The following is a 12,541-nucleotide window of genomic DNA, read 5'->3' on the forward strand; positions in this document are numbered from 1 at the left end:
AAGCATATCGCTTTAGGCATAAAGTAAAAATTTATGAGTTTTTTAAACAAAGTTCTTAAAGGGTTTTTGGGAGACAAGAAAGCGCAGGACCTAAAGGAAGTAAAAAAAGTTGTAACAAAAATCAAAGCTGTTGAACCAAATATTCAGCAATTGTCTGATGATGGCTTAAGAGAGAAAACTGCTGAATTTAAAAATAAAATAAAAACAGCAACAAGTACCATCACAGCGCAGATAGAACAGATTAAAGAGCAGATAAAAAATTCGACCAATGTTGATGAAAAAGAAGCTCTTTTCTCACAAATTGAGTCTCTTAAGAAAGATTCATACGAAATCGAGGAGAAAGTTCTTAGCCAAGTTCTTCCTGAAGCTTTTGCATTAGTAAAAGAAACAGCAAGAAGATGGGCACAAAACGGAGAAATCCGTGTAACTGCCACTCAAATGGACAGAGAACTTGCTGCAACTAAAGATTTCGTTGAAATCCAGGGAGATCAAGCTGTTTGGAAAAGCTCATGGGACGCTGCCGGAACTCCTGTAGTTTGGGACATGGTTCACTATGATGTTCAGTTTATTGGAGGGGTTATTCTTCACAGCGGTAAAATTGCCGAAATGGCTACCGGTGAAGGTAAAACTTTGGTAGGAACATTACCTATTTACTTAAATGCACTTCCTGAAAGAGGGGTTCACGTTGTAACGGTGAATGACTATCTTGCAAAAAGAGACTCCGCTTGGATGGGTCCATTGTATCAGTTCCACGGAATGAATATCGATTGTATCGATAATCACCAACCGAACTCAGATGGAAGAAGAAAAGCATACAATTCAGATATTACTTATGGAACAAATAACGAATTCGGTTTCGATTATTTGAGAGATAACATGGTAACTTCACCTTCAGAATTGGTACAAAGAGAATTAAACTTTGCTATCGTAGATGAGGTTGACTCTGTTTTGGTAGATGATGCAAGAACACCATTGATTATTTCTGGTCCGGTTCCTCAGGGAGACAGACAGGAGTTTGATGTTCTTAAACCTTCTATCGACAGAATTGTTGAAGTTCAAAAGAAAACCGTTTCTGCAATTTTTAATGAAGCTAAAAAATTAATCGCTGCAGGAAATACTAAAGAAGGAGGATTTAAACTACTTCAATCTTACAGAGGTTTACCTAAAAACAGACAATTAATCAAGTTCTTATCTGAAAGCGGAAACAGAGCATTGCTTCAAAAAGTAGAAGCTCAGTACATGCAGGATAACAACCGTGATATGCCGATCGTAGATAAAGATCTTTATTTCGTGATTGAGGAGAAAAACAATCAGGTTGATCTTACAGACAAAGGTGTTGAATACATGTCTCAAGGAAATTCTGATCAAAACTTCTTCGTTCTTCCGGATATCGGAACTGAAATTGCTGAAGTTGAAGCTAAAAATTTAACTAAAGAAGAAGAATTCGAGGCTAAAGAAAAACTATTCTCTGATTTTGCTGAAAAATCTGAGCGTGTTCACACAATGAGTCAGTTATTGAAAGCATATACATTATTCGAAAAAGATGATGAGTATGTAGTAATTGATGGTGAAGTAAAAATCGTTGACGAGCAAACAGGTCGTATCATGGAAGGTCGTCGTTATTCAGACGGTCTACACCAAGCGATCGAAGCTAAAGAAAACGTGAAAATTGAAGCGGCAACGCAAACTTTTGCAACTGTAACGCTTCAAAACTACTTCCGTATGTACAACAAACTTACGGGAATGACGGGTACTGCTGAAACTGAAGCAGGCGAGCTTTGGGAAATCTACAAATTAGATGTTGTGGTAATTCCTACAAACCGTTCTATTTTAAGAGACGATAAACAAGATTTAGTTTTCAAAACTAACAGAGAAAAATATAACGCGGTAATTGAAGAAATTGAAAAATTAACGGCAGCAAGAAGACCTGTATTGGTTGGTACAACGTCTGTTGAAATCTCTCAGTTGCTTTCAAAAGCCCTTCAATTAAGAAAAATCCCGCACCAGGTATTGAATGCGAAACTTCACAAGAAGGAAGCAGAAATCGTTGCTGGAGCAGGACAGCCGGGAGTTGTAACAATTGCAACCAACATGGCAGGTCGTGGTACGGATATCAAACTTACGAAAGAAGTAAAAGAAGCTGGAGGTTTAGCAATTATCGGTACTGAAAGACACGATTCTAGACGTGTTGACAGACAGTTAAGAGGTAGAGCGGGACGTCAGGGAGATCCGGGAAGTTCTCAGTTTTATGTATCTCTTGAAGATAACTTGATGCGTTTATTCGGTTCTGAAAGAATCGCTAAAATGATGGACAGAATGGGTCATAAAGATGGTGAAGTTATTCAACATTCAATGATCAGCAAATCTATCGAAAGAGCGCAGAAAAAAGTAGAGGAAAATAACTTCGGAACAAGAAAGAGACTTCTTGAATATGATGACGTTATGAACAAACAACGTGACGTAATCTACAAGAGAAGAAAGAATGCTTTGTTCGGAGATCACTTGAAATACGATATCACTAACATGATTTTCGATGTTTCTAACTCTATCGTTGCAAAAGGAAAAGCAAACGGAAGCTATAAAGATTTTGAATTTGAAGTAATCAAACATTTCACAATGGCTTCTCCTGTTTCTGAAAGTGATTTTGGTAACAAACAAGTTCCGGAATTAACGAATATTTTATTCAAAGCTGCTCAGGAAGATTATGCAATGAAGCTGAACTTATTGAAAGAGAAATCATTCCCTATTATTGAGAATGTGTATCAAAATCAAGGTTCAATGTTTAAAATGATTCAGGTTCCTTTCACAGACGGACACAAAACAATGACTATTGTAGCTGATCTTAAAGAAGCTCACGATACTCAATGTGAAAGTTTGATCAACGATTTTGAAAAGAATATCACTTTATCAATTATCGATGAAAACTGGAAGCTTCACCTTCGTGAGATGGATGATCTAAGAAAATCTTCTCAGGGAGCTGTTTATGAGCAAAAAGATCCACTTGTAATTTACAAACAGGAATCTTTCCACTTATTCAGCGAAATGATTGATAAATTAAACAAAGAAATTATTTCATTCTTATACAAAGGAGAAATTCCTGCTTAAGAAATAATTAATTATAGAATAGAAACCGCTCCAGCACTGCTTGGAGCGGTTTTTTGTTATTCAGTGGATAACATTCGTATGATAAATATCAACTTGATAATTTATTTAGAATAATTAAAAACAATATATTTGCAGAAAATTTGACTTTCATGAAAAATGTACTGATCTGTGCCTCACTGTTGGGGTCTATGTTGACTTTTGCGCAGGAAAAAGATTCTATCAAGTCTAATGATATTGAAGAAGTAATTGTAAATGGGAAATATTACAAGAAATATGTAGAAAAAGAAGGTTCATCTTCAATGCGTTTAGATGAAGCGTTGATAAAAATTCCACAAAATATTTCAATCATTACAAACAGAGCGCTAGAAGACCAGCAGGTAACAACTTTGAGCGATGGTGTTCTTCGTAATGTTGCCGGAGCACAAAGATTAGAGCACTGGGGAGACATGTATACAAGAGTAAACATGAGAGGATCCAGAGCAGCAGCTTTCATGAACGGAGTAAATGTAACTTCAAACTGGGGACCTCTAAGTGAAGATATGTCGTTTGTTGATCATATAGAATTCATTAAAGGACCATCAGGATTCTTAATGTCAAACGGAGAGCCAAGCGGTATTTATAATATCGTAACTAAAAAGCCAACGGGACAATCTTTAAACGGATCTGCAAGAGTAACTCTTGGAAGTTTCAATATGTACAGAGGAGAAGCTGACATCGATACTAAAATTACTGATAAAGTAGCTTTCAGATTGAATTTAATGGCTCAAAACAAAAATAGTTTTAGAGACTATGAATTCAATGACAGATATATTATCAATCCTTCATTAAAAGTTAAACTTTCTGATAAAACAACTTTAACTGCAGAATACATCTACCAAAAGGCAAAAATGTCTGAAGTAGGTTCTGCCTATGTATTCAGTTTTGATGGATATGCAACAAAACCTGTTGGATATACAGCTACAGATCCAGGTATTGATCCTACAAAAGTAGATAACAACACGGTAAATATAAATCTACAACATAACTTTAACCAAAACTGGAAATTAACTTCTCAATTAACGTATGTGAATGAATATACGATGGGAAGCAATCTTTGGCCAAGCAGTTTTGAAGGAAACTATATGATTCGCCGCCTTGGATATTGGGAAGCGGATAACACGATGAAATTCGGACAAGTTTTCTTAAATGGTTTTGTAAAAACAGGTTCAGTTTCTCATAAAATCTTAGCAGGACTAGATTTGGGAAGCAAAAAGTACATGGCAGACTGGTCTCAAGGATATAACCTTGATAAATATAATGAGAATGATGATTATACTCAAGCTGCTGATCATAACTATTGGTATAATCTAAATACTAATAACTACGATATTAATGGTACAGGAAATTATTACGGTCCCAATAATACAAAAAACTACCTTCCTTTTGATGGAACAACCAAACCTCTTTCAGTTAGAGCTGGAGCAGGAAGTACTATCGAGCAGAACTATACTGGATTGTATTTACAAGATGAAATAGGCTTTTTAGATGATAAATTAAGACTTACTCTTGCAGCACGTTACACAACCGTAAAAGAAAATAATTACGGGACCAAATCTGAAGCTGATAAAATAACTCCTCGTATTGGTATTAGCTATTCTATTGATGAAAGCATGTCAGTATATGGTTTATATGATCAAGCATTTGTACCACAAGCTGCAATATTCAGAGATGGAAGTACAGTGAAACCAATTACAGGAAATAACATGGAAGTTGGGGTAAAGAAAGACTGGTTTGGTGGAAAATGGAATACAACTTTATCTGCATATAACATCATCAAGAACAATTCTACGGTAAATGACCCTGCAAATAGCCCACTTGAACAATTTTCAATTTTACTTGGAAAAACAAGAGTTCAAGGAGTAGAATTTGATTTAAAAGGTGAAATTACAAAAGGATTTAATGCTATCTTCAACTACGCATTTACAGAAAATAAGATTATAGAATCTAATGACCCACAAAACAACCCTGAAGGAAAAAGAGTTCCAGGATACGCTAAACATACAGCAAATGCTTGGTTAAATTATACGTTCACTGATGGAATATTAGAAGGATTCGGATTAAGTTTCGGAGGAACTTATCTTGGCGACAGAAGTAGCTGGGACTGGGGAGGAACAAACACTCAACAGATGAATGACTATGTGAAATTTGACGCTGGTGCATCTTGGGAAAATTCTAAATTCAGAGTTGGTTTAAATGTATTTAATGTATTCAACAGATACTTATACTCAGGTTCACCTTACGCAAATTATTACTACTATCAAGCAGAAGCACCTAGAAACTTCAGACTTTCAATAGGATACAAATTTTAAATAAACAAAAGTTAACCCCTCAAAAGGTTAACTTTTTGATATGAAGAAAAAACATCATCATAAGAAGAAGGTTTCTTCAACAAAAAAATGGTCTGCCAAACTGCATTTGTGGTTTGGTTTGTCCGTTGGTCTCATTGTGTTCATTGTTTCTTTGACGGGAACGATGTATATTTTCAAGGATGAAATTCAAAATCAGCTTAGAAAAGATGCCATTTTTGTAAAAGCTGAAACAATTTCTCAGCAACCTTTGTCAATTGAAATTCTTCGTAAAAAAGTTGCTTTAGAACTTAATGAAAAGTATCCTATCAGTTCCGTTGAAATTCCTTTAGATAAAAACAAATCTTATGAATTTTTGTATTATGAAAAGGATAAAAAAGCGTGGAATTATTTTGATGAAGTAAAAATCAACAAATTAATTTACGTTAATCAATACACAGGCGAGATTCTTGGAATTTATAATGAAAAATATGACCTCTTCCCTATTTTAAAGGCAATTCATTGGAGTTTGCTGTTAAATTCAGATTGGGGGAAATATGTAATTGGAATTCCTGTCGTTCTATTCATCATTATGCTCATCACAGGAATCATCCTTTGGTGGCCGCAGAATAAAAAAATGAGAAAAGGACGTTTCTCTTTCGATTGGAAAAACGTAAAAACATGGAAACGCAAAAACTACGACCTTCATAATATCTTAGGATTTTATGCTTCGTTTATTGCTTTAATACTAAGCTTATCAGGAATTTATTTCGCTTATCCTTGGGTAAAAAATGTTTTTAATATTACATTATCAGGCTCAATTGATCTTCCCAAAGAAAAAGAAATCAAATCTCCCGACTCACTTTTAGCAAAAAATAATGCTGTTTTTGACCTTACTGCAGAGGAAACAAGAAAATTATATTCATCCTCATCAAGTTTCAGAATTCCATTAAACGGAAAAAATAAAAAAGGAAAAGATTTAAAAAACATTCCGGTTTCGGTATATGGTGAAGACGGAAAATTTGCCATCAGAAATCAATTGGTTTTTGATAAATATTCAGGAAAATTATTGACCAATAAACCTCATCAACAATTAAACAACGCAGAAAAATACGCCAATGCCAACTATGATATCCATACAGGATTATACTTTGGATTATTCGGAAAAATTATTTGGTTTATCACAGGACTTATCTGTACATCATTGCCTGTCACAGGGTTTTTAGTATGGCTCGGGAAACAAAAGAAAAAAGGAATTAAGACACTATAATGAAAAAATTAACTCTATCTGTAGCTTGTTTGGCTACTATTTCAGCATTTGGACAAGTAAAAGACAGCATCAATACAAAAGATGTAGATGAAGTTGTGTTAACGGCATCCAGAAAGAGAGAAAATATTAAAGAAATACCAAGTTCTATAACTGTTGTCGGTGAAAAACAGGTTCAATCGCAATTGACTGTTAATTCAGATATTACAAGCATTCTACAATATACGGTTCCGAGTTTGGCAACAAGTTCAGGACAGACCTCCAATACAGGACAAACACTTCGCGGGCGCCAAGTTTTGGTTTTAATTGACGGTATCCCACAGTCTACTCCACTTCGAAATGGGGCGAGAGATTTAAGATCAATCGACCCTTCAGTTATCGAAAGAATTGAGGTGATTAAAGGCGCTTCGTCCATCTACGGAAACGGTGCAGACGGGGGAATTATCAATTATATTACAAGAAGAAGCAAATCAGACAAAAAAATATCCGGAATTTCACAGTTTGGAATTACCGGCCAGCAATATGGTGGGACATTAGGCTACAGAGCAAGTCAGCTTTTATCGGGAAAGATCAGCAAGTTTGATTATGTGGTTTCATTGGCTTATGAAAAAACAGGTTATATGAAAGACGCAGATGGAGTAAATCTGAGTCCGACGTACAGCACAGCCAAAATGAACAACTACAACGGAATGTTGAAGTTAGGTTACGCTATTAATGATAATCAAAGAGTTGAAGCTTCCTACATCGGCTATGCTGCCAAATCTGATTTAAATCTAGGCTTAAAAACAGGAAAATACGGCGTTACCCCAACCATCGGAGAAGGAGAAGGAAAGAATCTGGAAACAACTCCACAAGGAACACCAAGAAATCATAATTTCAAATTAAGTTATGATAACAAAAACCTGTGGAAAGGAACTTCATTAAATGTAAACCTTTATTTACAGGATTTCAGAACCGTTTACGGATACAGCGATACTTTCCTGAATGGCGGACAATCGAATGTTATTTCAAAAAAGACAGGTGCCAGAGCCAATTTCGATACTCAATTATGGAGTGGTAAAAATTCTCAGGGTGAAATTATCTACGGTTTAGATGTCTTGAATGATCAAACCGTTCAAAAATTGGAAGACGGCCGTTATTGGACTCCAGATATGAATATGACCAACATCGCTCCTTTCCTTTTGGTTAAAGTTGATTTAATGAAAAAATTAACCATAAAAGGAGGTTTACGATATGAAAACATTGCCGTAAAAGTTGGTGATTTCAACACGCTTTCTACTGTTAAAAGTGACGGAACTTTCACAAAAAGTATTTTTGTAACAGGTGGAGACCTAAAATACAACGCCTTAGTTGGAAATATTGGAGTTCGTTACAACATCAATCCGATGGTTAATCTTTTTGGAAGCTTTTCTCAGGCCTACTCTATCAATGAATTAGGAAGAATTTTAAGAACCTCAACTGAAGGAACCATCCAAAACCTTGAAACAAAGCCAATCATTGTCAACAACTATGAATTTGGAGCGACTGGACAGATTGCAAAATGGGTCAATTATGAGATCACTTCATATGTAAGTACTTCAAAATTAGGAGCTACGTTTATTCAAAGTCCAGACAGAGCTTTAACGATACAAAGATCACCGGAAGTTGTGTATGGTGTAGAAGGATTTTTACATTTCACTCCTACAAAATGGATCAATTTCGGAGGAAGCTACAGTTGGATGGAAGGAATTACCTCTATAAAAGATGACGGGGATTATTCAGCCAAAATCAACAACAGCAGAATTTCTGCGCCGAAAGTTTTAGCGTATGTTCAGGTAAGACCGATTCAGTCTTTATCTGTCGGATTGGATATGTTACATGCTTTTGCGCAAAACAGATTCGAGCCTAATGCCAAAGGCTTATACGCCTACGGAGAAGGAAAAGTTCCTGAATACACCGTTTTTAACCTAAAATCAAGCTATGAAGTTAACCAAAATTGGAAAGTTTCTTTAGGTATTGAAAACCTTTTCAACAAAACCTATCAGCCTGCAATTGCCTGGTGGGCAGCAAGAGACGCAGACTTTACTAATTCGCTAGGATTAAGAGGAACCTTTATGGTGGAGTATAAATTTTAATTGAAGCTTTTTCCCGCTTTCCACTATATCTTTTTCGCCAGCGCTTTTTTTTCAAAGCCATTTCAGAAAAAGGATGTCGTTGCAATCGGGGCTAGTATGCAGTCATTAATTTAAACATTTGGAATATTCACAATATTTGTCATCCTGTAAGGATCTAAGCATAGTATTAGAAAATAGTCTGTAAAGATTCGTGCGTAGATTCTTACAGAATGACAAACTTTATGGAAATAAATTTAGAAGAAAACTTTGTATAACCTTGCCTTTAAAGAAAAATATTTTCCATTAAAAGCTTGTTAATTATAAACATTCTAAATAAAAATTAAAAACTTATCTTTGTCGAACTTTAAGAAATTATGAAGAAGAAACATCACAAAAAGAAGTCAAGCATATTCAAAAAATGGACAGGAAAACTACATTTGTGGTTTGGTTTAGGTATTGGATTTTTGATCTTCATCATTTCCATTACCGGCGCTTTGTACGTTTTTAAAGATGAGGTTGAGAACATTACCAGAAAAGATGTCATCTATCATAATGAAAAAAATATCGATCAAAAACAAATTCTTCCGATCCGAGTGTTGGAAAAATCTGTGGATGCTCAGGTAAAAGAAAAATATCCCATTCACTGGGTAAATATTCCTATCGACAAAAAAATGTCTTATCAATTCTATTGGTACGAACACAATACCGATGCGTGGAATTATTTTGATGAATTCCCTATCTATAAAGTCGCTTACGTCAATCCTTACGACGGAAAAGTTCTAAGAACCTACGACGAGAAAAACGGTTTTTTCCAGATTGTAAAAATGATTCACTGGAGTTATTTGTTGAAGCAGGATTGGGGAACGTATGTTGTGGGAATTCCTGTCATCATCTTCGTGATTATGCTTATATCAGGAATCATTTTATGGTGGCCTAAAAACAAAGCAGCGAGAAAGCAACGCTTCTCATTCAAATGGAAGAATATCAAAAGCTGGAAAAGAAAAAACTACGATCTTCATAATATCTTAGGCTTTTACGCCTCAATTTTTGCCTTAATTTTCTCAATTACAGGATTATTTTATGCTTTTTTTGTCGTTCAGGCGACGATTTATGTGATCTTCTCAGGAGGTGAAACAAAATATCCGGATTTCTCTCATATCAAAACAAAAGCTCCGGTTGAATTAAGAACAGAGGGTACATTAGACAAGATCAGCAACACAGTTAGAGCAAAATATCCCGATTCTTACGGATTCGCACTCGATCTTGGACATCCGCACATGGATGATCACGAACATCCGAATTTCGAGGTTTATGTAAAACATTTGTCTTATTCTTATCATAAAAGCAGCAGTCTAATTTTTGATGAAAATTCAGGTGAACTGCTTCATACTCACGACATGAAAGACAAAAATTTTGGTGAAAAAACCGTTGGAGCCAATTATGATATTCATGTTGGGTCTATTTTAGGACTTCCTACAAAGATTATTGCATTCATTGTAAGCTTGATATGTGCCTCATTACCAGTTACTGGCTTCCTTGTTTGGTGGGGAAGAAGAAAAAAGAAAACGGTAAAAACTGCTTAAAAACTTTTTTCAATAAATGTTTCGTTAATAATTCATTAATACAATCTTTTTTATAATTTTAACCCTTTAGAATTTATAAGAATAGAAATGTCATTAATAGATTTATCAAAACACGTTGCCCTAGGAATTGATATTGGAGGTACAACTACCAAATTCGGTGTTGTAAACCACAGAGGTGAAGTTCTTGAAAAAGGCAATCTAAGCACTGACGCATATGCGACGGTTGAAGAATTCATAGATGCTTTGTACGAAAAAGTGCATCCGCTGATCAATAGCTACGGAAAAGAGAAAAACTTTGACGGAATTGGCGTAGGCGCTCCCAACGGAAATTACTATACCGGAACAATAGAACAGGCTCCCAATTTACCCTGGAAAGGCGTGATCCCATTTGGTGAAATGATGACAGCTAAGTTCGGTTTGCCAACAACAATAACTAATGATGCTAATGCTGCAGCTTTTGGTGAAATGCTTTTCGGAGCGGCTCGCGGAATGAAAGACTTTATCATGATCACATTGGGAACAGGCGTAGGAAGCGGAATCGTTTCAAGTGGTAAATTGATTTACGGGCATGATGGATTCGCAGGTGAACTTGGACACACGATCGTAAAACCAGGCGGAAGAAAACACTGGAGCACCGGATCTGAAGGAAGCTTAGAAGCATACGCTTCTGCAACAGGAATCGCAATCACAGCAAAAAAGATGAGAGCAGAATTCCCGGAATCTATGCTAAGTCAGTTTCCTGAAGAATCGATCAACTCAAAAACGGTACACGAATGTGCTTTGAAAGGTGACCCAATTTCTATTGAGGTTTTCAGATATACAGGACAGAAATTAGGAGAAGCATTGGCAAATTTTGTCATGTTCTCTTCACCGGAAGCTATCCTTTTATTTGGAGGAGTTATTAAAGCTGGAGATTTTATCTTAAAGCCTGCTAAACTTCATATGGAAAGAAATCTTCTTCCTATTTTTAGAAATAAAGTGAAATTGGTTTTCAGTGAGCTAGACGAAGCTGATGCTGCTATTTTAGGAGCAAGTGCTTTGGTTTGGGAAAAGTAATTAAAAAACATTTTAAATATAATTGAGCATCCTTTTTGGATGCTTTTTTTGTTTTTATTTGTTTTTTATACCACGGATTTCACAGATTTACACAGATGATTATGTTTTATCATTGTGTTTATTTGTGAAAAAATTAGTGTTATTAGTGTTTAAAAACCTCCCACAGATTATACGGATTTTCAAAAATGTTTGCACTTTATTATTTGTGTTTAAAGTTTTAACGCAAAGATTTAATTATTTAAACTTTCGATTTAGTTAGCAAAGGCAAATAAATTTGCTTCGCGAAGCTTGGACTTGCGCTTAATCCAATCAACTTGTTGATTCTTCTTCGCTCCCTAAAGTAAAACATTATAAAAATTAAACTTTGCGTTTAAAAAACCTGCCACAGATCTCACGGATTTACACAGATGTTTACTTTATATTTTTCTTGTGGTTATTTGTGAAATCTATTAGTGTAATTTGTGTTTAAACCCCTCTTTTCAACCTAAAATGAAAAACTTTTTCTTACTTTTGATTAGTTTTTTTAATACAATAATCAACCTAAAATGGATAACAATAATTTAGATACAATTACTTTCGGAGGCGGATGTTTCTGGTGCGTAGAAAGCTGTTTCAACATGCTTAAAGGCGTTGAATCTGCACTTTCAGGATATTCCGGAGGTCATAAAGATAATCCGACCTATGAAGAAGTTTGCACAGGAGAAACTGGTCATGCAGAAGTGGTACAAATCACTTATGATCCTAAAATCATTTCTTACGAGCAATTAATGGATGTATTTTTCTTTCTTCATGATCCTACTCAATTAAACAGACAAGGAAATGACATCGGAACGCAATACCGCTCTGTAATTTATTATAAAGACGATGCTGAAAAAGCAAAAGCCGAAGAAGCCATCAAAGCTTCTGAAGCCTCAGGAAGATGGTCAGGAACTTATGTTACAGAAGTAACAAAATTCGAAAAATTCTGGTCAGCAGAACAATATCACCAAGGATATTATAATGAAAATCCGACTCAACCATATTGCAGTGCGGTTGTAGGTCCTAAAATCCAGAAATTCAAAAAACATTTCGGAGAATTGGGAATGTTGAATGCAGAGTAATTTTAAGTTTTGG

At 35.4% G+C, this 12,541-nt stretch carries 7 protein-coding genes; all 7 read left to right on the forward strand.

The window, feature by feature from the left end:
• Window positions 1–33 precede the first annotated feature (33 nt).
• On the forward strand, window positions 34–3,105 hold the full coding sequence (secA, locus tag AC1Q7L_RS07245; RefSeq protein WP_492304888.1) for a preprotein translocase subunit SecA: 3,072 nt from the start codon (window positions 34–36) through the stop codon (window positions 3,103–3,105).
• 149 nt (window positions 3,106–3,254) lie between these two features.
• On the forward strand, window positions 3,255–5,453 hold the full coding sequence (locus AC1Q7L_RS07250) for a TonB-dependent siderophore receptor (protein WP_066754196.1): 2,199 nt from the start codon (window positions 3,255–3,257) through the stop codon (window positions 5,451–5,453).
• Window positions 5,454–5,493: 40 nt separating this feature from the next.
• Entirely contained in the window at window positions 5,494–6,699 is a 1,206-nt protein-coding gene (locus tag AC1Q7L_RS07255) for a PepSY-associated TM helix domain-containing protein (protein ID WP_492304889.1), read from the forward strand.
• Complete coding sequence (locus AC1Q7L_RS07260; RefSeq protein ID WP_492304890.1) at window positions 6,699–8,810, forward strand: TonB-dependent receptor; 2,112 nt, start codon at window positions 6,699–6,701, stop codon at window positions 8,808–8,810. Before AC1Q7L_RS07255 ends, AC1Q7L_RS07260 begins: the two co-directional genes overlap by 1 nt.
• A 353-nt stretch (window positions 8,811–9,163) precedes the next feature.
• Window positions 9,164–10,372, forward strand: coding sequence for a PepSY-associated TM helix domain-containing protein (locus AC1Q7L_RS07265; protein ID WP_492304891.1), 1,209 nt, complete (start codon window positions 9,164–9,166; stop codon window positions 10,370–10,372).
• Between the two features lie 87 nt (window positions 10,373–10,459).
• Window positions 10,460–11,428 (forward strand): ROK family protein, encoded by a 969-nt coding sequence (locus AC1Q7L_RS07270; protein ID WP_492304892.1) that lies wholly within the window; start codon window positions 10,460–10,462, stop codon window positions 11,426–11,428.
• A 545-nt stretch (window positions 11,429–11,973) separates the two neighbouring features.
• Window positions 11,974–12,528: a peptide-methionine (S)-S-oxide reductase MsrA gene (gene msrA, locus AC1Q7L_RS07275; protein ID WP_492304893.1), complete on the forward strand. Its 555-nt coding sequence runs from the start codon at window positions 11,974–11,976 to the stop codon at window positions 12,526–12,528.
• Window positions 12,529–12,541: the final 13 nt, after the last annotated feature.

The organism is Chryseobacterium sp. GW823-FHT05E08 (assembly GCF_058795655.1).